A 21640-nucleotide genomic window follows, 5' to 3' on the forward strand; every position below is an offset into this window, starting at 1 on the left:
AGTTTGTTACTAAAAATATTAATCAAATGGTTGCGTATATAATGAAACCTGTGCAGATCTTGTTACGAGGCTGGTTTTAATATTTCTTTTTGACTTTAAATTTGGGTATAAAAGACCAATCTTTTATATCCCATTGCTATATCAAAATAGTTGAACGATATTTGGAATATCTCATTTCGAATGTCGGAGCATAGAGTGAACCAGCAACAAAAGACATGCATTGAATTCGACTACACTAGTTTTCTAGGGGCAACAGCAAGTAAAAAGTGGACCTTCGCAGATGCACTTGACACCATTGCTCCCATTTTTGGTTTAATGTGGAAAAATAATCTGGCTGAACTGAGTAAGCCAGAAGATCGCTTATGGCAAGCTGCGTTAAAGGACTTATCATCGGGTCATAGTGATGAATCCAACTTGCTTAAGTTAACGCGCTTAGCGAAGCACGAGGGGATAGATGAACTTCGTGTTGCCATGCCGTATTCCCTGGACGCCAAACAAATCGAGTACATTGAGTCTCGGGGTCACTTAAAAATTGATGCATCAGAGCAAGACGTACTGACTCTAAAATTTTAAATCATCCTTTGTTACAGTAGATAACGATAGAGAGAGTCCCGTCTAGGTCTATAAAGAAAAAGTCCGCTTTGATGCGGACTTTTTGTTTTTTAATTAAGTATGATTAACTGATCAGTCAATCAACCCGTATTCTTTGCTGAGCACTTCGATAATTTCTGCTTTCGGGTTTTCGCTTAGGTTAATTGGCTTACCTGTAATCTTTTCAGCGATGCCGATGTAAGTTTTAGAAATATCCATCAACGACTCAACTGGCAGATCATTGTCGCGGGCAAGCGCTTCACGTTCAGGCATGCGCTCTTTGTTTAACAGGATATCCGGATCAGGGAAGTGGTTCAAAAGAAACTGACGGAAGCCTTCTTTTGAGTTCTCAACGATGTTACCAGCCTGGTATTCTTTCGCATCCCAAATACGTGAAGAATCAGGCGTGCCCACTTCATCCATGTATATCAGCTTCTCGTTACCAGCAGCATCTTGTACATAACCGAATTCGAACTTGGTATCGACAAAGATCTGGTCAATCGACTCTAATGCGCCACTGATAACGTTAAAGCCTTCTTTTAATAGCTTTTCGTACAGTGCGATGTCTTCTGCACTTGAGAAGTTAAATGCTTCAAAGTTATCAATGATATTCTGGCGAGTAATGTTAACGTCATCCGCTTCCGGTACGCCGGGAATACCTTTTAAAATGCCTTTAGTTGACGGTGTCATCAAAAGATCAGGTAGGGCTTTGTCTTTTTCCAGACCTTCAGGTAGTTGAATTCCGCAGAACTCGCGTTCACCGTTTGCGTATGCACGCCACATCGACCCCGTAATGTATTTGCGGCAAATTGCTTCAATTTTAACGGGTTTCGCTTTTTGAACGATCCAAACAAACGGGTGAGGAATATCTAAGATGTGGCTGTCAGCCAGGCCATTATCTTTAAACAGCTTAAACCAGTGGTTAGAGATTGCGTTTAATGCGGCCCCTTTACCCGGCACGCCCTTCAGACCGCCTTCGCCATGCCAAATACAATCAAAAGCAGAAATGCGATCACTGATCACCATGATCGCCAATGGCGCGTCTGGAGCTACGTCATATCCTTTTTCTTTGATCAGGCGGGCGCTGTCTTCTTCAGTTAACCAGTAAACTGAACGAACTTTTCCGCTATGTACGGGTTTGTGAGTGCGAATTGGCAGGTCGTCATTGACGGCAAGTACTTGATTGGCAAGGCTCATTGCGACATTCCTATCTTCTTAATCAAACGTCATAAAGAGAAGATATTCAGCAAGGGTGAAGTGCTGAATAAATTGAATGTGGGCATCATACCAGAACTATTTTAACTCGCCAGATAAAAAGCAAACGTTTGCTTAATTTGTTCGTTCACTAAATTAGAGATAAAAAAATGCCCCCTTAAAAAGGAGGCGAGATGCAGGATGGATAACGTCGAACTTGTTAGTGGTACTGATTTACTCTGCCTTCGACGAAAAAGACTTCACACTGATAACGCAGGCCAATGTCACGTAATATGGATTGATTTGTTGGCGCGATGCTATTGGAGGCAACTATCGCACTGGCGTTACCAGATTTAATCGCTTTAATTACAATCTCGACTTCAGAAAGCTGTTGAGATGGCTTCATCTGAATGACGTTTTTACAACAAATACTGGAAGCAGATAGCTGGTCAAAATTGGGACGAGGGCACTCGGAAGTAAACAATATCCATTGTTTCTGCTGTGACAGAACAGCGAGCTTAGAAAGAAGCTGCTCAGAACCGTCCATTGGTTGAGTCGCTTGTGCCAGTACATTGTAACGAGAGTATGTTTGAGTTTGACCGTGTAGCTGCATCTTACTGTTCCTTTATACATGCTGTATGTCTATACAGTAGTTTGTTTTTGATACGCGATCAACTGATTTTTATGCCCATTGTGGCAAGCTTTTACTTATTAATAGCTTTGATTCTTGTTTAAGTTGTTGAGTTATAATGATTTATTGGTGGGAAGGTAAGTGTGATTTAGGTTCCATAATGTGAGGTGGCTAGCAGAATGGATACTGTATGCAGAGAGCATAACTACTGTATATACAGTGGTTTTAATCAGTTTGGACAGTTACATCCGATGGTATACCTAGGTAATTGGAGGCAGGCGACAAGCTAAATGGAGATGAAATCATTGCTAGCGGCATAGGTGGGGACGTTGGGATAGATAAAAGGCAATAAAAAAGCGCCTTGTATAAGGCGCTTTCAAAAATCAGTTCCGTTGATTTGCTCTTTTTCAACCCGCGCGTTGAGTAAGACGCTCACGCATTTGCAATTCACCTTGGTTAAACAGGCGGACATCGATTTTCGCCATGTCGTAGCAAGATTCACATGAGTGATGGTGTTTACCATCTACATAGTCATGTCGAGTGATTAGAGCAGGTTTTTTACACCAGTCACAGGTGCCTTCTTCAGTGAACATTGATTTCTCCCCACCTAGAATAATTTGAGTCTTTAGGTGCTATTTTTCGTGAGTATTATGACACAAAGAGGCGACGCAGGTTAAATGTCTGTTAATTAATCTGAGAGAGAGATCGATTGCAATGTACTATTTATCTGCGCTGAAGGTGTGGTGCCTATTAAGATTCTAGCTTATTTACGAATTTGTAACATTTTGTGTAATGAGTCGAAAGGCTTGATTCAGGCGTTTCATCTCTTCTTCACTACCGCGAGAGTCAGGGTGGTAGAGCTTAGATAATTGTCGGTAACGCAATTTTATTGCTTTGGATTCAGGGAGTGTCTGTGGTGTGTAACCAAATATCGCGCAGGCAAGCTCAAACTTATGGTTATCTGATTGAGACTTTGTCTTCTTAAACTCACGAAATACTTTCTCTAATTGGCGTTTTAGCTGTTTGTTTGTGAACTCCAACTCTTTAATTTTCATGTCGAGTTGTTGGGTCTGAGTTGCTTCTCTTGCTGAGCGAACGAGCTGAGTATCTCTTTGTCTTCTGTAGCCAATCCATCCAACACCAGCTATTAAGCTCATTATACCGAAAGCCATTAAAGGCTTAAGTTGTGAAATATACGGCTCTTCGTCTGAGCGAGGAAGAAGCTCGTGTTGTACTACCGATTTTTTATCCAGCTCTTCTATTTCGGATACTTGTTTAGCCCGTAATTGGTCAAAACGCTGTTCAAGTAGCTGGTTATAGGCAGCTTCAGCTTGAGGATTATGGATAGAAGAAAGCTGATACCAGGCTTCGATCAATTCGTTAATGGAAATATCTTTCTGATTCTTTTCTAAATAACTAGCAAGCAAATAACCGTGATCTTGTGGGTCGTTCAATGCGATGGATGTGAGCCAGTAGATTGCCAGAGAAGAGGATGCCGGGCCTGTTAACCCACTTTCGAAATCTCGTGCTAACTGCTTTTGCGCTGGTAAATATCCCTGTTTTGCTGATTGTTCTAACCAGTATCGTACCTCTTCTTTCGAGTTGGTTGCTGATTGCTGAGCGTATTGAAATTGTTGTTCCGGGGAGGTGGGTGTCTGAGATGCGCATAGGTTGCCAGAAAGACCAGCACTTAAGATTAAGCCAAAAACAATAGTTCTGATAGACATGAATATGTCAGGCCCGGGTAGATAACCCCGAGCCTGCTCCGGTAATACTGATAATTACCAATGTTGCTACTAAATTATTTCAGAGGCAAGATCTGGATCTCGACGCGGCGGTTACAAGCGCGGCCTTCTTTTGTGCTGTTGGAACAAATAGGGTTACGCTCACCGTAGCCACGAGCGATTGCGCGACCCGATGCAACTCCCTGTGATACAAGGAACTGACGCACCGATTCTGCGCGTCTTTCAGACAGAGTCTGGTTGTGAGATTCACCGCCTGTGCTGTCGGTGTAGCCATCGATTACAAGGCTTGTATCCGGATATTCAACAAGAATACGCGCGACACCACGAAGGGTGTTGTGGATACCAGAATCCAGTTGGTATGAATCTGATCCAAAGCCAATACCATTTTCCATACGAAGCATAAGTTGGTTTTCACCGACACGCTGTACCTGAACACCTGAGTTCAGTAGTTGTTGGCGCAGAGCGGCTTCCTGTTGGTCAAAGTAATAACCGACGCCAGCGCCTGTTGCGCCGCCAGCAGCCGCACCGATTAAGGCGCGTTTACGTCGTTCATCGGCATTATCACCAGTTGCTAACCCGATTGCTGCACCAGCAACGGCACCAGTAATGGCACCCAGTGTGGTTGAGTTAGTTTCGTATTCACCAGTCGTGGCGTTTTGGCGTTGAGTGGCTTGACAGCCCGTAAGAGCGAGCACTAATGCCGCTGCAATAGTCAGCTTATTCAAAGGAAAATCTCCGTATAAAAGTGAGGCGAAACGCTGCTTTAAAATGGGACGTAAATTATTGTGCAGTCGTTGTCGACGAATGTTAAGCGAAAGTCAAGCGATGGCAGAAATTGTAACAAAGTTCATATAAACCCAATTATAGCCAAATAACTTCAGCAAATTTACGGTTAAAACGCTTTTTACACCCAACTCATTCTCGCTGAACCTAACATCTTGAGGTTATTTGGGTAATAAGTGGAAATAAGAAACTTATTCTACTTTATTACCCAGCATTTTTCTTGCTTGTTCACCACCAACCCCTCGATTTACAGACACTTTTCGGCCTTTCTTTAAACCGACTTCATAGTCTTCAGTGAGGTTTTTCATCGCTTCTTTTAGCTGTTTCTTGAAGGTTTCGCGATCGATGTTTTTGAATTCTTTGTCGATATAGTCGTTGATTTTATTGGCCGACTCTTCGTCTGGAGAGATAATAGGCAGCTTTTCTATGGCACCTTCGACCCAACCTGAAACAAACGAATTAACTCGACGGGTCACCTCCGTGGCAGAGGTACCGCTACCGGCAAAACTATTGCGGAATTGGCCGGTACTTTCGTTCATCTCGCGATAGATAATATCGAATGCGAACGCTGCGAATATTGCTCGATCAGCTTCACCGATAAATTCGACACGCTTAAGCCCTTTGTGATTCAGCAGAACTGCCTCAACGCCAAATTTGGTATTAATACCGCGGATTACTCGCAAGAGAGTGGAACTAACGTTTGAAGGCAACAAATGGGAGGATTGGGTTTTTCCCATTTTGATAAACTCAATATCGTCTTTATCCAGACCATATTTGAGCATAAGGCGATGCGCCATCTTGATGGCATTTGCGGCCTCATTGACGTTAGCAGAATTACCCAGTTCTAAACACTTGGCGATTTTTTTCAGAGCTTTTTGTTTATCCATCGACAACCAGTAACGAGAGCAGAAATTTTACGAAGTCGAACATATTACCTTTTTTGACATAAAAACGAAATACGATGCATGTTCTAACTTAGGGGATTCAGCCTCGTATAACACGAGGCTGGATGGTTAAGAGTTAACTTGATGCAGGATTCAAAAGCCTTAACCTTACAAGCCTAGTTGGTCTAGTAAGTCATCAGCATCATCTTTTGTGTTTGTACTATGAGCTTGTTTTTCTGACATTTCTTTACGTGTTGCTTCCAAAATGTCATCTGGGTTCTCGTCTTCAGCGATTTCAAACTCTTCAAGTTGAATGAATTCGGTCTTGTCCATCGCCAGTTCAAGATAAAAGATGTTGTTGTTGGCCGTAGAGAAGGTAACACGGCGGGCCTGAGGGCGATCAAGATTGGTGTCTACCTGCAAGATCACCTGTTTATTGAGTGCCAGCATTTTAGGCTGATTTTGCGTGATGTTAGTTTGTAACTCTTTGCGGATTTTGTTGGTGAAATCACCTACTAATTGGTTCATCAGTTCACCAAGCACATCAGCAACTTCATCTGAGGTATGCGAGATTGCCAGTTCCTCTTCAGGCATTCCCATATTGCGCATGTAGTTGGTGTAAATCTCGAGGGCTGCTTTAGCAGTAAAATTAATCACAACTAAGCCGCTGAAGCCGCCATCAAACAGAACAAAACAACCAAAATCGGGCTTGAGGCTGGTTTTGTTGATCTTTTGCACCATTGCGGAATAGCTTACTTGCGAAGAGGTTGCTGTGGTAAGTACGCCAGAAACAGACTGGCAAAGTTTCAGAAGAATATCTTCATTGGTTACTACTTTATTCTTTTTCATTCTTAAAGCTCATACAGAAAGGCTATTTCTGTCTCAATGTAAGGCATTAATAGTGTAAAAAGAAAGCATAAGTTTAAATCTTGTATTGAGATTCTGATTTAATCGCTTTTTCAAATGTTGTAAAGTGATCAAATCCTAAAAATTTCATACCACTCATTCTCGCTGCGCATCTTGTCATTGCCCGATTAGCATAACTGCGGAATGAGTAAAATAATTACATAACCCGCAGCTGATAGGATCAGCGCAGTAGGGGCAGGAAGCAAATGTTACCAAGATTACACTCGCAAACTGATGTCGATCCTCTTGTTCTGACTTATCTGAAGGAGCTTGAACAAGCAGGATTTTCTGGCGATATAGAAAGCCAATATTCAAGCCGACTAGCGGTAGCTACTGATAACAGTGTCTACCAGCAACTTCCTCAGGCGGTTGTCCATCCTAAAACGACTCAAGACGTTGCACTTATTGGTAAGCTGAGCAATCAAGAAAAGTACGAACGAATTACGTTTTCACCTCGCGGTGGTGGTACGGGCACTAACGGCCAGTCGTTGACGAAAGGCATCGTGGTTGATTTGTCGCGCCATATGAACAAGGTGCTTGAAATCAACGAAAAAGAGGGGTGGGTGCGTGTTCAAACTGGTGTCATAAAGGATCAGCTGAATGATGCGGTTCGTCCGTTTGGCTATTTCTTCTCTCCTGATTTATCAACCAGTAACCGCGCTACGATAGGCGGTATGGTAAATACGGATGCTTCCGGTCAGGGCTCGCTGAAATACGGCAAAACGTCTGATCATGTGCTGTCACTGCAAGCGGTATTTGCTGATGGCTCTGTATTAGAATCTGACTTGTCTCATGGTTATCCGAAAGAAGGCGAGTTTGCTGCAACCGCACTTAGCGTTACTGAATCGGTATGTCGAGAAAAACGTCAGCAAATCAACGACAAGTTCCCACCTTTAAACCGCTTCTTGACCGGATATGACTTAAAGAACGCCCTAGATGAGCTGACTGACAGTTTTGATATTACGCGTGTCTTGTGTGGTGCAGAAGGTTCTCTTGCCTTCATCACCGAAGCTAAGTTGAATCTAACGCGTATCCCTAAAGTGCGAACCTTGGTTAACGTTAAATACAACAGTTTTGATTCTGCATTACGCAATGCGCCACTGATGGTTCAGGCGAATGCGATGTCTGTAGAAACGGTTGACTCAAAAGTTCTTAACCTAGCAAAACAAGACATTGTCTGGCATACGGTGAGCGATTTAATCACTGACGTACCTGATAAAGAGATGCTTGGTATCAATATGGTGGAATACGCCGGCGAGGATGAAGAGGAAATCGCGTCTCAAGTTGCCGCGTTAACAGCCAAGCTCGACACCATGCTGGAAACAGAAGAGGCGGGTATCATCGGATACCAGGTGTGCAATGATGTAGCGAGTATCGGCCGTATTTACAATATGCGTAAGAAAGCGGTAGGTCTGCTCGGAGCGGCTAAAGGTCGCGCTAAACCTGTACCATTTGCAGAAGACACTTGTGTTCCTCCTGAAAACTTAGCGGATTTTATTGCCGAGTTCCGTGAGCTGTTGGATGGAAAGTCTCTGAATTACGGCATGTTCGGCCACGTTGATGCAGGCGTATTACACGTTCGTCCGGCGCTGGATCTCTGCGACCCGCACCAGGAAGCTCTGATGCATGAAGTGTCGGATGAAGTCGTTAAGCTGGTAGCGAAGTACGGCGGTTTGATGTGGGGCGAGCACGGTAAAGGCTTCCGTTCTGAGTATGGCCCTGAGTTCTTCGGTGAAGAGCTGTTTACCGAGCTTAAACGTGTAAAAGCTGCATTTGACCCGCACAATAAAATGAACCCGGGCAAAATCTGTACACCGTTAAACAGTGATGCGGAACTGGTGAAAGTCACCGATACCAAACGTGGTTACTTTGACCGTCAGATTGATGTTCAGGTCCGTGATAGCTTTAAGCAAGCGATGGAATGTAACGGCAACGGTTTGTGCTTCAACTATGACACCAGCTCTCCGATGTGTCCGTCCATGAAAGTAACTGCTGACCGTCGCCATTCTCCAAAAGGGCGTGCTGGCTTAGTGCGCGAGTGGCTCCGTCAGTTGACTGAGCAAGGTATTGATATTCTGGATCTGGAAAAACAGGCTCTGGAAAATAAAGCTTCTATCAAAACGATGATCGACCGTGTACGTAACTCGATTAACCGTCGTCATGAATATGATTTTTCGCATGAAGTCTATGAAGCAATGAATGGCTGTCTTGCTTGTAAGGCTTGTGCCAGCCAGTGTCCGATTAAAGTGGATGTACCAAGCTTCCGCTCTCGCTTTCTGAACATTTACCATTCTCGCTACCAGCGTCCAGCCAAAGATTACTTGGTGGCAAACATTGAAACTATGTTACCGCTAATGGCTAAAGCACCAAGCGTCGTGAACGGTGTTCTTAAACAATCTTGGGTTAAAAGCCTGACGGCATCGACGGTAGGCTATGTGGACGCTCCGCTGTTGTCTGTCCCGACTTTGCAAAAGCGTATCGATTCTCTGACTACAAGTTATGACCTCAAGGCGTTGTCTGGATTATCTTCAGAAGAGAAGAGTAAGCATGTACTGATTGTTCAGGACCCGTTTACCAGCTATTACGATGCAGAAGTCGTGGAAGACTTTGTTAAGCTGGTCAGAAAGCTGGGAATGAATCCGGTTCTGCTGCCGTTTAAACCAAATGGTAAGGCTCAGCATATTAAAGGCTTTTTAGGTAAGTTCTCTGAAACAGCAGCAGACACGGCTAAGTTTTTAGGGTTAGTTGCTGATCTGGGTATACCGATGGTTGGTGTTGATCCTGCTTTAGTGCTTTGCTACCGGGATGAGTACGTAGAAGTACTTGGTAATAAACGCGGTGATTTCGATGTTCTGACAGCACACGAATGGTTGTACCCAAGGTTGAAGGATTTTGCAGTGGTAGAATCCGGACAACAAGAACCATGGTACCTGTTTGCGCATTGTACAGAAAAGACCAAAATGCCAAATGCCGAAAAAGAGTGGGGGGCTATTTTTGCTCACTTTGGCGGGGTACTTAATACCGTACCAGTTGGCTGTTGTGGTATGGCAGGGACGTTTGGGCACGAAGTCGATAAGTTGTCAATGTCGAAAGACATTTACAATCTGAGCTGGAAGCCAAATTTAGATAAGCTGGATAATGAGCGGTGCTTAATAACCGGCTACTCTTGTCGAAGCCAGGTTAAACGCTTTGAAGGAACTAAGCCAAAACATCCGGTCCAAGCGCTACTAACACTCGTATAATTACATTTAGTACAAATTAAGCCCAGTTCTACTGGGCTTTTTTAGGATTAGAAAGGACTCCAATCTTGAGAAAATTGAGAAAGCTAGAACTAAGAGTGCCACCTGTTGCTGTTTTCTTGCTGGTGGTTTTATTGATGTATTTACTGAAAGGTTTGGCGCCGGGCTTTACGGTAACGGTACCTTTTCTGAAATTTGTTGTCGCAGGTTTAGTCCTGCTATCGGGCTATATCGGTATTGCCGGAGTTTATGAATTTCGGAAAGTAAAAACTACGGTTAATCCGGTTAAACCAGAGAAGGCTTCAACTGTAGTAAATACAGGCGTTTTCGCTTATACCCGCAATCCGATGTACGTTGCGTTACTGTTGCTTATTATTGCGTTAGGGCTATGGTGGCAACATTTAAGCGTGATTGTCTGTGGCGCTCTTTTCGTATCTTATATGAACCGATACCAGATAAAACCGGAAGAACACGTCTTGGAGCGTCTGTTTGGTGAAGAGTACCTGAAATATAAAAACCGCGTGCGTCGCTGGATATAACGCGACTTTTAACATCTTAGTGCACAGAGTTAGTCTACATCCTACCTGGTGGTCTTTTGGCGAAATCTTCCACGACGAAATCGATGAGTGCTCTGACCTTTCGAGGCACGACATTTCCTTCGAGATAAACAGCATTAATCGGGTGGGTTTTCATGCTGTATTCTCTAAGCAGTTTTACCAGCCGCCCGCTTTCAAGATCTCGTTGTAAAACGAAATCGGGACAGATTGCGATTCCTCGCCCATCTATCGCCCAGTCTTTTGCAATTCGAGCGCTATTGACCATCAAGTTTCTGTCTGGCACGACGGATACTTCTTCTTTTCCTCTGTAAAACCACCATTTATTGTGGCCTCTTCGGTTGGTATCGATAATACAGAAATGTTCACTAAGCTCCTGAGGTGTGTTTGGGGTTCCTCGCTGAGTAAGGTATTCCGGAGAGGCAACAACACAACTGGTGATCTCGCCAAGTTTTCTTACTTTCAAGGTTGCCGTATCAGGAAGCCCTATACGGAATGCTAAATCAATACCATCCTTTGCTAAGTCAACGTACGAGTCGCTTAAGCGCAGATCGATAGAGAGCTGCGGATGAAGGGCTGAAAAACGGCTAAGCAAGCCAGTAATGTAGATCTCTCCAAAAGTTAATGGCGCTGACACCCTCAGAACACCAGTCAGCCCTTTCGACTCTTCAGATATTGCGCCAAGCAGATCATCCAGTTCATCTAATAGACTAGGAGCACGTGCAAGTAATTCCTGGCCTGTTGGTGTCAAGCCTACCTTGCGAGTGGTTCTCTGCAATAACTGTGCGCCAATTTTCTCTTCCAACTGAGCGACATATTTAGAAGTGATTCGGTTAGATACACCGAGCCTTTGTGCCGCTTCGGTAAAGGAGCCCGTTTGAGCAGTTGCAACAAACGCTTTTAAGCCATCAATTAAGTCCATGTTATCAACTCAATTAGGAATATATTGTGGATTATCATTCTACATAATCGCCATTGTATTGAAAGTTTGGTGAAGACATAATTTCCCCATACCGAACAGATAAGCCACAATAATGTTGGCCAGATAAGGAAAGAACGATGAGCGTTATGTCCTCACTACAAAAGCTGAAAGAAAGATTTAAAGCCTCACCAAGAATGCCAGTGGTATTTCTTGGTCATGGCTCCCCGATGAATGTCATTGAGGATAATGAGTTTACTCGCAGCTGGGCGGAACTTGGTCGTACTTTACCAAGACCTCAGGCGATACTCGTTGTTTCTGCTCACTGGATGACTCAGGGTAGCACGTTAGTCGATGTTTCAGCACTGCCTCGTACTATTCATGACTTTTACGGTTTTCCTGATGCGTTATACGAGAAGCAATACCCAGCTAAAGGTCACCCGCAGCTGGCTAATGAAGTAGCGGCTTTACTGTCAGATCATAATGTACACACCGATGATAAGTGGGGATTAGATCATGGGGCATGGTCGGTATTAAACTCGATGTTTCCTGCTGCAGATGTGCCAGTTTTCCAGCTATCCATTGATATTACTAAAGACATGAACTGGCATCTGAGCATAGGAAAAAAATTAGCTGAATTACGTAACCGTGGTGTGCTGATACTTGGTTCGGGCAATATTGTTCACAATCTAAGAGCCCTACAGTTCGATGGTAAACCCCATGACTGGGCAATTGAATTTGATCAGTACGTCGCCGAGCACTTGAATAAACGTGACTTTAAATCGTTAACTGATATCGCTTCGATGGGAAGCCTCCTGCGTATCGCTAACCCGACATTAGAGCACTATGCACCAGCCTTGACGATTGCCGGTGCCTCTAGTTTAAAAGATGAACTCGTTTATACCTCTGAAGGGGTTGAGTTAGGCTCTATTTCAATGCGCTCATTTGTTTTTAGTGGCGCTTAGTTTTTTGAGGATAAAATTATGTTAGTAGATGGCAAATGGACAGAAAACTGGAAAGCGTTGCAAAAAGCGGATGATAAAGGGCGTTTTGTTCGTCAGATTTCAGAGTTTCGTAACTGGATAACGCCAGATGGCAGTCCTGGTCCTACTGGGATAGGTGGCTTTAAAGCAGAACCGGGGCGCTACCGACTATATGTTGCACTGATTTGTCCCTGGGCTTCGCGCACATTGATCGCACGTAAACTCAAAGGGTTGGAAGACATTATTCCGGTAACCGTGGTTAACCCTCAAATGACTTCGCAAGGCTGGGCGTTTGGTGGTTATGAAGGCGCGGATACTGACCCACTGTTTGCATCACAATACATGCATGAGATTTACACGCGAGCTAACCCCACTTACACCGGTCGTGCAACCGTACCTGTACTGTGGGACATGAAGCAAAATGTACTGGTGAACAATGAAAGTGCCGATATTTTGCGAATGTTGGATACGGCATTTGAAGAGATAGTGCCATCCGACATCAGACTGTATCCGGAAGAGTTTGCTGCAGAAATTGAAGCACTCAATCCGCGTATATATAACGACCTCAATAACGGTGTTTACAAGGCTGGTTTTACGCAGTCCCAGTCATCTTATGAAGAAGCGGTAAACGAAGTGTTTTCGATGCTGGACGAACTGGAAGCTCGTTTGGAAGGGCAGGACTACCTGATCGGTAATCGACTAACAGAAACAGATATCCGTACCTTTGTTACCCTGATTCGTTTTGACGCGGCATACCACGGGCTGTTCAAAACCAATCGTAAGCAAATTGCGGATTACCCGAATCTTTCCGGATATATGGAACGAATACTCAACTTGCCAGGCGTGGTAGACACTGTGAGTGTTGATCACATCACAGCAGGGTATTATTCCATTAAAGAGCTGAATCCAGCAGGCATCCGTCCTACGGGGCCAGCACATATTGACGCCTTAATACAGGCAGCGAGAGAGCTAAACAGCGGCAACTAATAGAAAGCTTGCCGCAGAGAAAAGCTTGTTAATGGTAGGTCAGTTATACTGGGGCAGTGACTACGCTGCCTCAAATTTTGCTAAAAATGCATCTTTACGTGCATGAAAACGCTTAACCAAATCGTCTACCGCTTCTTTATCGTAAGGTTTTAAGCCGCTGGCAACCATACGCTTAATACCTTTACCAACCACTTCACCATCTTCTTTAAACGCGAAGTTGAGGGTAACCACTCCGCGTTTACCTTCTACATCGAACGTTGCACCACTAAATTCCACTTCAGGATGAGTAAGATCTAGGCGAGTAAACTCAACGTCCATGCTTTCATATATGACTAGTGGTCGCTGGCAGTTGATCATCATCTGCTGTTCTTCCATAAGAGGAACCATGATATGCGGGAAGTTCATTCCAGAAAACTGGACGTAGTTTGTTACGACATGCTCAATGAAAGATGAATCGTGATTGACTTCACCTTCATGAGACATATGCAAATATTCTTTGCCAGACTCATCAACAACCGCGCTCTCATTCGCCGATTTATTTTCGATATGCAGTGCTACGCCATCATTAACCATCCCAGAGAACTTGAAGCACATTTTTTGGCTAATACCTTCTTTGCTAAGTAGTACCGCAAAGAGAAGATCGCCGGGAACGCAAAAGCGTTTGTTGTCTTCATCGTGTATAGGGTTGTAGTCTCCGGCAACACGCTTAGCAAAGTGACTTGCTTGCTCGCGAGTGAACTGAAACTGGTGGTCATGGCTTGAAAAATAAGGCGTCAGAAACATAATTTTTGTGGCTTATAGTGATAGCGTTACTTGGTAAAAGTATAGACACAAAAAAGGGGCCGGAGCCCATCAGGGCTTAGATTGCTTGTTATGTATTTTGTTTTTCTGCCATGGCGTTGGCGATTTCCCAACATAAATAGGCTGCCAATCGCGCTGTCTGGCTATCGACATCATAATTTGGATTGTATTCAGCAATGTCCGCGAGTAATAACTTATTTTTGTAATGAAGAATCCGCTCTAAGAAGGGAGCGATTGTATCGTAGCTCACTCCTCTGGCTGCCGGAGCGCTGACACCCGGAGCTGTGGCCGCCGGAAATACGCCTAAGTCGATGGTGAGATAAAGGTAGTCACAGTCGTCGATAAAGTGCTGCAATTGCGTCAGGTGATAGCTGTGATTCAGGCAATTAAGTTGATGATCCTCTACGTACCATACGCACAGTTCGTCGGCTTTATGGAATAGAGCCAGTGTGTTGTTACTGCGGCTGACGCCTAAACAGGCGTAATGGAATGTCCAATCGTTTTGCTGGCAAAAATGATGGATTTGGTTAAATGGTGTACCAGAACTTGGCTTTGAGTCAGCATGTGAGCTATCGAAAGCTCGCAAATTAAAATGGGCATCGAAATTGACGATGCCGATTTTGGGTTTCTTATCTGGGTGGTGCGTTTTGAAGTACTCGGCTAAGCCGGAAAATGAGGCCCAGGCGATTTCGTGACCGCCGCCAAGAACAATTACGGAAGTATGAGGCAGAGCTTGTGCAATGGTTTTTGCGCAGCGTGCCTGACTCTCTTCCAATAAGTCATCTTCACACACCACTGTACCGAGATCATAAATTGGCGTGTCTTTATGCCACGCAAGATTGGCAAGTGCCCGGCGGATTAAGTCGGGCGCTTTTTTTGCACCGATGCGGCCTTTATTTCTTGCTACGCCAGCATCGGTTGCAAAGCCTAAAATGGAAATGCCTTGTGCACCATTATTATCCAGTTCACTTGTCGCTTTATGTTGAACGATGTGATGAACGCGCCGACCGTCTTTACCTTCTTCAGGATCATGACGGCCTTGCCAATGAAATAACTGCTTATGCAGATCTGACTGTGACATTAAAACGCCTTAGTGCGAAATGTATTCTCCATTTACTATACGACCTACCAGACGTTTTGCGCCAACTTGATAGCTCAAGTCTGCGGGATGGTCGATATCCCAAATTGAGAAATCAGCGTCAAAGCCTACTTCAATAGCACCGCGTGAATGTTCGTAGCCCAATGCTTTAGCCGCGTGCTGAGTTACGCCTCGCAGCGATTCCTGCGGGGTCAGACGGAATAGGGTACAAGCCATATTCATCATCAAGGTGACATCCGCAAAAGGAGAGGTACCAGGGTTTACATCGGTTGCAATCGCCATCGGGATCTGATGCTTTCTTAACAATTCGATTGGTGGTAGTTGAGTTTCACGCAAGAAGTAAAACGCACCAGGAAGCAGAGTTGCAACCGTATTTGATTTTGACAGTGCGATAACGCCTTCTTCATCTAAAAACTCAATATGATCGGCAGAGAGCCCGTCGTATTTTGCCGTAAGTGCGGTACCACCAAGGTTAGATAGCTGCTCTGTGTGCCCCTTAATCTTTAAACCATGTTGTTTTGCTGTCGCAAATACTTTTTCTGTCTGCTCCAGGTTGAAGCCGATTGATTCACAAAACACATCCACGCTGGTGGCCAGCTTTTCTTTTGCGACCAGTGGAATGATATCCTGACAAATATGCTCAATATAATCGTCTGCACGGCCTGTGAACTCAGGTGGTAAAGCATGAGCAGCAAGAAGTGTTGTTGTGATTTTTACTTTTCGTTTTTGTTCCAATGCTTTTGCAGCACGTAGCATCTTAAGTTCATCATCGAGCGTTAGCCCGTAGCCCGATTTTACTTCAATAGAAGTCACACCGCTCGCTAACAAGCCGTCTAAACGGGGCAGGGCGAGTTCTACTAACTCTTCTTCGGTTGCTTCACGGGTCGCCTTTACGGTAGAAAGAATACCGCCGCCTTGTTTCGCGATTTCCTGATAAGGCACGCCGTTTAAACGCATCTCGAACTCATTTGCGCGGTTACCGGCGTAAACAAGGTGAGTATGGCAGTCAATAAGACCCGGCATCATTAACTTGCCTTTGAGGTCGATGCTTTGAGAGTAGTTTTGAGGAGACAGTAGTGATTCTACTTTAGGATCATCTTCGCCAACGGTTTCAGTACTGATAGCGACGATTTTTCCTGATTGAATTCCGACACGAGCAGGTGATGTCGGCAAATAACCTTCTTCTCCTTGTGCCATAGTGACCAGACGTACATTCTCAATCAGCAAATCCATTTTTGTATCCTATATTGGTTGGTATTTTTAAATGTATATACAAATATGTATAACAAGAAAGTATCTATGACAAGATAGATGCGGAAGAAATGTGAACGTAACTTAGCTGTTACCTTTGCAGGTAGCCGTTAAGTCAGAACTTTGGAACTCAGTTTATACTTGTTACCCGGATGATAGAGCAGTGCAGTACTGACCAGCTTGTCCTGGCTCCAGGTTCTGCGGTTCAGGAGCAGGCAAGGTTCGTTGGCCTGCATTTTGAGATCAAGTTTGATTCGGTTATCGGGAATGATCGCTTCAACGGTATGTTCTATCGCACTCAACGGACAGTTATCTGATAGATACTGGTTCGGTGTGATGTGAGTGAAGTCCTGGCTCAGATAACCAGGCGCGTATTGACTATTAACCCAGCGAAGTTCTAGCTGTATCGGTTTGCTGTCTTCGTAGTGAATAATTTCACTGTAGAAAACCGTAGACCCGAGCATTACCCCGAGTTTTATCGCAATTTTATCATCGGCTTTAATCGCAACTTGTTTCAGTACGTTACTGCTGTACTGACGACCGCGATCACTCACTTCTTCAGCGATGTTTCGAATGTCTAATAGCGGTGATTCCGATTTCTCAACCGGATCACAGACAAATGTTCCAAGCCGAGGTCGGCGTTGTAGCTTTCCTTCGTTGACGAGATCACGGATAGCTTTGTTTACGGTCATCCGACTGACGCCGAATTGCTCAGTTAATTCAAATTCAGTTGCGATTCGCTGGCCTACAATCCACTCACCCGACTCAATCTTATCGAGGATAAATCGTTTGATTTGCATATAGAGTGGTGCAGACATAATAGCTTCCTATAAATTGACTATACAAATAGTGCTCAATTTAAGTATGAAATGCAAATACTTCTCTCTAAATCGCATCGATATGCATGGTTTAGTTACAAATTTCTGATTTTTGCAAGTCTGGCGGTTGTGGAAAAATGAGTGGTTTTTGGTGCGATAGGGGAATTCGCCCGTACTATTACAGTCTATTGCTTGAAGCGAACAAAGCTATTGTGTAAGAAATAAATATAGCTAACAAAAATACAGTAATAAAAAGGGAAGAAATGTTTAAAAAACTAAAAGCATCATTAGGTATTGGGGCGGCAAAAGTAGATACCATCTTGGATGAGATGAGCGTGTTTCAAGGTGCTACGCTAACGGGTAACGTTCATATTGTTGGTGGCGACGTTGAACAGCAGATTGATGCTATTACTATCAAGCTGAACACCGAAATAAAGGTTGAAGCGGATGATAGTGTCAGCTACCAAACCTATACGATTGATCAATTAAAAGCCGTGGAACCGTTTGTTATTCAGCCTAATGAAGAAAAACAAGTACCGTTTCAATTAAAGCTACATGAGGAAACACCAATTACGCTTGTTAAAGCGCTCAAGAATCAATGTCACGTCTGGTTGGAAACAACGCTAGATATCGACTTTGCGATGGACCCACGTGATCGTGATTATCTTGAGATTAAACCATTGCCAGTGGCATCCCGAGTTATTCAGGCGATTGAACAAGCCGGTTTTAGCATGGTGAAAGCGGATGTCGAAAAAGGGGTCCTACGAGGCGGTTCTTTCTCTTCGAAATCTGGTTTCTATCAGGAACTGGAGTTCCGCAATAACGGTTTTATCTCTTCGAAAGAAATTGAGCTTTCGTTTATCCTAGAAGGTCAGGCGATGCACTGTTTGGCGGAAATTGACAGATCACTGAGTTTGTCTGGTGACCAGTATCGCTCTTTTACCTTGCCAATCAACGCAACAGACGCACAAGTTGCTGCTGCGGTAGCACCTGTCTTAAGCTTGTAAATTAGAGTTTGTAAACAGACCCTAGTCAGTCTGGAGAAAATAAGTACCGATATCCAAACGCAAGTGCGATATCGGTACTGTTATCCATATTCCTCACATTTTCCGTCGCTATAAGTTCAATGGCAGAGCTTTGCATTAGGTAGCGATACCCTATGGCTATCTCATTGGCGGCATCAGAAAACTCATCCGGCCCCTTATTTGAACCCTGGTACCAGTGGTATTCAATGAGCAAGTGATGTTTTTCTGCTATTGCATAACGATAACCACCAGCTAACGCGACAGTTGTATGACGATAGGGTAAGTTTACTAACGCACTAGCGTCAGAGCGAAATGTCGCTCCGACCATGGTATAAATCGCGTGAGGATTTCTTAAGTAACTGTAGTTCAGCTGGATTCCTTGCTCGAAATTACTGCGTTTAAATGGACCGTGGGACACGTAGTTGTAATAAATACTGCCACCAAAAGCTAGGGCGTGATGCTTATCCTGCAGGAGATGATATTGAAGGTAAGATGAAATATTGTTAGTGATAGATTGGCCTTCAAACTCATCCTCGAAAATATCATAGTGAGGCATTGGGATATAAAATCGATTGTTACTGACTTCATCTCGGCCATTTTGGTCGATGCTAAATAAATCATGGAAGCTTTGTGTCAGTCCATCGAGATGATTATCTGCAGCAAACACCCAGCGATAATTTAACTCCCATTGCCAATGGTCACTGATTTGCCATTTTCCTCCGAGCTCGATCTGATTGTGGTAGTAATCTAATGCATATTCATAGGTATGAGCCCAGACACTGGCTATCGCAGCCGAGCCATGAGCTTCGAAGTAGTCAGCAGGCAGACTAAAGGCGGAGCGGAGGTAGTTAGTATGACTAACCGACTGCATAGGTGACTGGGCATAGGTTCGTAGCGGGCCATAGAAATCTGTTACTGCCTCGATAGGAAGGGTAGTAAGAGCAGCTGACGAGGCAATTGTAGGAAACCATCTGAATTTCATCATTATGACGACCTAAATGAAAATCAATAATTAATATAAACATAGTGTTAAATTTATGTTAATTGCCATTGGCTCTATTGGGAAAACGCTTTTTACTCGGTAATTTAGGCATGAAAAGTTAGCGGAGTGAATCGCGCTTTGCATTCTAATTGTGAGCTATGTACAATCGCCTATTCAATAGCGGTCCGGTATTCGTGTTACTGAGCGACCACTATTGACCATCAATTATTTTCTAGCCATTAGTTTCAATCTAATCGCTTCTAATTTTGAATAACATGTGTTGCTTGGTGTGCAACACCACTGTAAAGGACATAGCATGCCTATTATTACTCTTCCTGACGGCAGTCAGCGTCAATTTGACAACCCAGTATCTACAATGGAAGTTGCGCTATCGATCGGTCCTGGTCTTGCAAAAGCAACCATCGCTGGCCGTGTTAATGGTAACCGCGTAGATGCGTGTGATCTGATTGAAGAAGACGCAAGCCTTGAGATCATCACAGTAAAAGATGAAGTAGACGGTCTGGAAATCGTTCGTCACTCATGCGCTCACCTTCTTGGTCACGCTCTGAAGCAGCTTTACCCGCAAGCGAAAATGGCGATTGGTCCAACTATCGACAATGGCTTCTACTACGACATCGACCTAGACGAGTCTCTAACGCAAGACGATCTTGAAAAGATTGAAAAGCGTATGAAAGAGCTAGCGAAAACCAAATACGAAGTTGTTAAGAAAAAAGTAAGCTGGCAGGAAGCGCGTGATACATTTGAATCACGTGGTGAACCGTACAAAGTGGAAATCTTAGACGAAAACGTATCTCGTGATGATCGTCCTGGCCTTTACCACCATGAAGAATACATTGACATGTGTCGTGGTCCTCACGTTCCTAATATGGGCTTCTGTCAACATTTCACACTATTGAATGTTGCAGGTGCTTACTGGCGTGGTAACAGCGACAATAAAATGCTTCAGCGTATTTACGGTACCGCTTTCCACGATAAGAAAGCACTAAAGGCTCACTTAACTCGCCTTGAAGAAGCAGCGAAACGTGATCACCGTAAAATCGGTAAGCAACTAGACCTGTTCCACATGCAACAAGAAGCACCTGGCATGGTGTTCTGGCATCACAATGGTTGGTCTATCTTCCGTGATCTAGAAGTGTTCGTTCGTGACAAACTAAACGAGTACGACTACCAAGAAGTAAAAGGTCCGCTAATGATGGACCGCGTTCTTTGGGAACGTTCGGGTCACTGGGACAAGTACGCTGATGCGATGTTCACGACTTCTTCTGAGAACCGTGAATACGCGATTAAACCAATGAACTGTCCGGGCCACGTACAGATCTTTAACCAAGGTCTGAAATCGTACCGTGACCTTCCGCTACGTATGGCAGAGTTCGGTTCATGTCACCGTAACGAACCATCTGGCGCACTACACGGCATCATGCGTGTACGTGGCTTTACTCAGGATGACGCTCATATCTTCTGTACTGAGAGTCAAATCCAAGAGGAAGTAACAAGCTGTATTAAGATGGTTTACGATACGTACCAAACATTTGGTTTCGACAACATTGTAGTGAAACTGTCTACTCGTCCAGAAAAACGTGTAGGCTCTGATGAGATCTGGGATCAATCTGAAGAGGCTCTGAAACTGTCTCTTGAATCAATGGAAATCCCATACGAGATTCAAGAGGGCGAGGGTGCATTCTACGGTCCTAAGATCGAATTCACGCTATACGACTGTCTAGACCGTGCATGGCAATGTGGTACTGTTCAGCTGGACTTCAACCTGCCAGGTCGCCTTGGCGCAACTTACGTAGGCGAAAACAATGAACGTCTTGTTCCGGTAATGATTCACCGTGCAATTTTAGGTTCACTAGAGCGTTTCATTGGTATCCTTATTGAAGAGTATGCTGGTTTCTTCCCAACTTGGTTGGCGCCGGAACAGGCAATTCTTATGAATATTACTGATAAACAGTCAGATTATGTTCATGAAGTCGTACAAAAATTACAAAAAAGTGGAATTAGAGCTAAAGCGGACTTGAGAAATGAGAAGATTGGCTTTAAAATCCGCGAACACACTTTGAAGCGTGTACCGTATATGCTTGTCGTTGGTGACCAAGAAATGGAAGCTGGCGAAATCGCAGTACGTACTCGTAAAGGTAAAGATCTCGGTAAATTTAAAGTGGATGATTTTATTTCTTACATCCAAGACGAGATTTCAAGCCGTAAGCTCAATCTGGAGGAATAAGCT

At 44.1% G+C, this 21640-nt stretch carries 20 protein-coding genes; 7 read left to right on the plus strand and 13 right to left on the minus strand.

The genetic code is table 11. The features are described 5' to 3' along the window. Window positions 1–195: 195 nt before the first annotated feature. Window positions 196–573, plus strand: a complete 378-nt coding sequence (locus KHN79_RS06060) for a transporter (protein ID WP_182008004.1) — start codon at window positions 196–198, stop codon at window positions 571–573. A gap of 111 nt (window positions 574–684) precedes the next feature. Here the strand turns inward: KHN79_RS06060 and KHN79_RS06065 are convergent, their stop codons facing one another. The 7 genes from KHN79_RS06065 to KHN79_RS06095 form a co-directional block, all read right to left on the minus strand. Next, the gene (locus KHN79_RS06065) at window positions 685–1788 is read right to left on the minus strand and encodes a phosphoribosylaminoimidazolesuccinocarboxamide synthase (protein ID WP_182008003.1); all 1104 of its coding nucleotides are present in this window, start codon (window positions 1786–1788) and stop codon (window positions 685–687) included. A 217-nt stretch (window positions 1789–2005) separates the two neighbouring features. Continuing rightward, the gene (locus KHN79_RS06070; RefSeq protein WP_182008002.1) at window positions 2006–2398 is read right to left on the minus strand and encodes a SulA-like leucine-rich domain-containing protein; all 393 of its coding nucleotides are present in this window, start codon (window positions 2396–2398) and stop codon (window positions 2006–2008) included. Window positions 2399–2823: 425 nt separating this feature from the next. Then, a complete protein-coding gene (locus KHN79_RS06075; protein WP_182008001.1) occupies window positions 2824–3009 on the minus strand; it encodes a hypothetical protein in 186 nt (61 codons plus the stop codon). A 174-nt stretch (window positions 3010–3183) separates the two neighbouring features. Next, a complete protein-coding gene (locus tag KHN79_RS06080) occupies window positions 3184–4143 on the minus strand; it encodes a J domain-containing protein (RefSeq protein ID WP_182008000.1) in 960 nt (319 codons plus the stop codon). 74 nt (window positions 4144–4217) lie between these two features. Then, a complete protein-coding gene (locus tag KHN79_RS06085; RefSeq protein WP_182007999.1) occupies window positions 4218–4886 on the minus strand; it encodes an OmpA family protein in 669 nt (222 codons plus the stop codon). Window positions 4887–5135: 249 nt separating this feature from the next. Next, window positions 5136–5831: a DUF2786 domain-containing protein gene (locus KHN79_RS06090; RefSeq protein WP_182007998.1), complete on the minus strand. Its 696-nt coding sequence runs from the start codon at window positions 5829–5831 to the stop codon at window positions 5136–5138. Between the two features lie 165 nt (window positions 5832–5996). Continuing rightward, on the minus strand, window positions 5997–6677 hold the full coding sequence (locus tag KHN79_RS06095) for a DUF3334 family protein (protein ID WP_182007997.1): 681 nt from the start codon (window positions 6675–6677) through the stop codon (window positions 5997–5999). A 263-nt stretch (window positions 6678–6940) separates the two neighbouring features. Here KHN79_RS06095 and KHN79_RS06100 point away from each other — a divergent pair, with 263 nt between their 5' ends. Next, window positions 6941–9976 (plus strand): FAD-binding and (Fe-S)-binding domain-containing protein, encoded by a 3036-nt coding sequence (locus tag KHN79_RS06100; RefSeq protein WP_182007996.1) that lies wholly within the window; start codon window positions 6941–6943, stop codon window positions 9974–9976. Between the two features lie 74 nt (window positions 9977–10050). Beyond that, window positions 10051–10512: an isoprenylcysteine carboxylmethyltransferase family protein gene (locus KHN79_RS06105; RefSeq protein ID WP_182008293.1), complete on the plus strand. Its 462-nt coding sequence runs from the start codon at window positions 10051–10053 to the stop codon at window positions 10510–10512. A gap of 34 nt (window positions 10513–10546) precedes the next feature. Here the strand turns inward: KHN79_RS06105 and KHN79_RS06110 are convergent, their stop codons facing one another. After that, window positions 10547–11449 carry a LysR family transcriptional regulator gene (locus KHN79_RS06110; RefSeq protein WP_182007995.1) on the minus strand — a complete coding sequence of 301 codons (903 nt, stop codon included), beginning with the start codon at window positions 11447–11449 and terminating at the stop codon, window positions 10547–10549. Between the two features lie 137 nt (window positions 11450–11586). Between KHN79_RS06110 and ygiD the strand changes: the two genes are divergently transcribed. Both ygiD and KHN79_RS06120 read left to right on the plus strand, forming a co-directional pair. Continuing rightward, window positions 11587–12411: a 4,5-DOPA dioxygenase extradiol gene (gene ygiD, locus KHN79_RS06115; protein WP_182007994.1), complete on the plus strand. Its 825-nt coding sequence runs from the start codon at window positions 11587–11589 to the stop codon at window positions 12409–12411. 18 nt (window positions 12412–12429) lie between these two features. Further along, window positions 12430–13416: a glutathione S-transferase family protein gene (locus KHN79_RS06120; RefSeq protein ID WP_182007993.1), complete on the plus strand. Its 987-nt coding sequence runs from the start codon at window positions 12430–12432 to the stop codon at window positions 13414–13416. Window positions 13417–13476: 60 nt separating this feature from the next. Here the strand turns inward: KHN79_RS06120 and KHN79_RS06125 are convergent, their stop codons facing one another. The 4 genes from KHN79_RS06125 to hutC form a co-directional block, all read right to left on the minus strand. Beyond that, window positions 13477–14199 (minus strand): DUF3581 domain-containing protein, encoded by a 723-nt coding sequence (locus tag KHN79_RS06125; RefSeq protein ID WP_182007992.1) that lies wholly within the window; start codon window positions 14197–14199, stop codon window positions 13477–13479. An 88-nt stretch (window positions 14200–14287) separates the two neighbouring features. Then, on the minus strand, window positions 14288–15298 hold the full coding sequence (gene hutG, locus KHN79_RS06130; protein ID WP_182007991.1) for a formimidoylglutamase: 1011 nt from the start codon (window positions 15296–15298) through the stop codon (window positions 14288–14290). Between the two features lie 9 nt (window positions 15299–15307). Further along, window positions 15308–16549 (minus strand): imidazolonepropionase, encoded by a 1242-nt coding sequence (gene hutI / locus KHN79_RS06135; RefSeq protein ID WP_182007990.1) that lies wholly within the window; start codon window positions 16547–16549, stop codon window positions 15308–15310. A 128-nt stretch (window positions 16550–16677) separates the two neighbouring features. Then, window positions 16678–17385 (minus strand): histidine utilization repressor, encoded by a 708-nt coding sequence (gene hutC, locus KHN79_RS06140; protein WP_182007989.1) that lies wholly within the window; start codon window positions 17383–17385, stop codon window positions 16678–16680. A 263-nt stretch (window positions 17386–17648) separates the two neighbouring features. On the opposite strand from hutC, the gene KHN79_RS06145 reads away from it, so the two are divergent. Continuing rightward, complete coding sequence (locus KHN79_RS06145) at window positions 17649–18392, plus strand: sporulation protein (RefSeq protein WP_182007988.1); 744 nt, start codon at window positions 17649–17651, stop codon at window positions 18390–18392. A 25-nt stretch (window positions 18393–18417) separates the two neighbouring features. Here KHN79_RS06145 and KHN79_RS06150 read toward each other — a convergent pair whose 3' ends face one another. Beyond that, window positions 18418–19395, minus strand: coding sequence for a DUF3187 family protein (locus tag KHN79_RS06150; RefSeq protein ID WP_182007987.1), 978 nt, complete (start codon window positions 19393–19395; stop codon window positions 18418–18420). A 313-nt stretch (window positions 19396–19708) separates the two neighbouring features. On the opposite strand from KHN79_RS06150, the gene thrS reads away from it, so the two are divergent. Then, a complete protein-coding gene (gene thrS / locus KHN79_RS06155; protein WP_182007986.1) occupies window positions 19709–21637 on the plus strand; it encodes a threonine--tRNA ligase in 1929 nt (642 codons plus the stop codon). The last annotated feature ends 3 nt before the right edge of the window (window positions 21638–21640 follow it).

Source organism: Vibrio sp. B1FLJ16 (genome assembly GCF_905175385.1).
Classification (GTDB): domain Bacteria; phylum Pseudomonadota; class Gammaproteobacteria; order Enterobacterales; family Vibrionaceae; genus Vibrio.

Excerpts from the sequence above, each read along its gene's own strand:
- KHN79_RS06065 (WP_182008003.1), bottom strand. The coding sequence starts at position 1,788 with ATGAGCCTTGCCAATCAAGTACTTGCCGTCAATGACGACCTGCCAATT.
- KHN79_RS06070 (WP_182008002.1), bottom strand. The coding sequence starts at position 2,398 with ATGCAGCTACACGGTCAAACTCAAACATACTCTCGTTACAATGTACTG.
- KHN79_RS06075 (WP_182008001.1), bottom strand. The coding sequence starts at position 3,009 with ATGTTCACTGAAGAAGGCACCTGTGACTGGTGTAAAAAACCTGCTCTA.
- KHN79_RS06080 (WP_182008000.1), bottom strand. The coding sequence starts at position 4,143 with ATGTCTATCAGAACTATTGTTTTTGGCTTAATCTTAAGTGCTGGTCTT.
- KHN79_RS06090 (WP_182007998.1), bottom strand. The coding sequence starts at position 5,831 with ATGGATAAACAAAAAGCTCTGAAAAAAATCGCCAAGTGTTTAGAACTG.
- KHN79_RS06095 (WP_182007997.1), bottom strand. The coding sequence starts at position 6,677 with ATGAAAAAGAATAAAGTAGTAACCAATGAAGATATTCTTCTGAAACTT.
- KHN79_RS06100 (WP_182007996.1), top strand. The coding sequence starts at position 6,941 with ATGTTACCAAGATTACACTCGCAAACTGATGTCGATCCTCTTGTTCTG.
- KHN79_RS06110 (WP_182007995.1), bottom strand. The coding sequence starts at position 11,449 with ATGGACTTAATTGATGGCTTAAAAGCGTTTGTTGCAACTGCTCAAACG.
- ygiD (WP_182007994.1), top strand. The coding sequence starts at position 11,587 with ATGAGCGTTATGTCCTCACTACAAAAGCTGAAAGAAAGATTTAAAGCC.
- KHN79_RS06120 (WP_182007993.1), top strand. The coding sequence starts at position 12,430 with ATGTTAGTAGATGGCAAATGGACAGAAAACTGGAAAGCGTTGCAAAAA.
- KHN79_RS06125 (WP_182007992.1), bottom strand. The coding sequence starts at position 14,199 with ATGTTTCTGACGCCTTATTTTTCAAGCCATGACCACCAGTTTCAGTTC.
- hutG (WP_182007991.1), bottom strand. The coding sequence starts at position 15,298 with ATGTCACAGTCAGATCTGCATAAGCAGTTATTTCATTGGCAAGGCCGT.
- hutI (WP_182007990.1), bottom strand. The coding sequence starts at position 16,549 with ATGGATTTGCTGATTGAGAATGTACGTCTGGTCACTATGGCACAAGGA.
- hutC (WP_182007989.1), bottom strand. The coding sequence starts at position 17,385 with ATGTCTGCACCACTCTATATGCAAATCAAACGATTTATCCTCGATAAG.
- KHN79_RS06145 (WP_182007988.1), top strand. The coding sequence starts at position 17,649 with ATGTTTAAAAAACTAAAAGCATCATTAGGTATTGGGGCGGCAAAAGTA.
- KHN79_RS06150 (WP_182007987.1), bottom strand. The coding sequence starts at position 19,395 with ATGATGAAATTCAGATGGTTTCCTACAATTGCCTCGTCAGCTGCTCTT.
- thrS (WP_182007986.1), top strand. The coding sequence starts at position 19,709 with ATGCCTATTATTACTCTTCCTGACGGCAGTCAGCGTCAATTTGACAAC.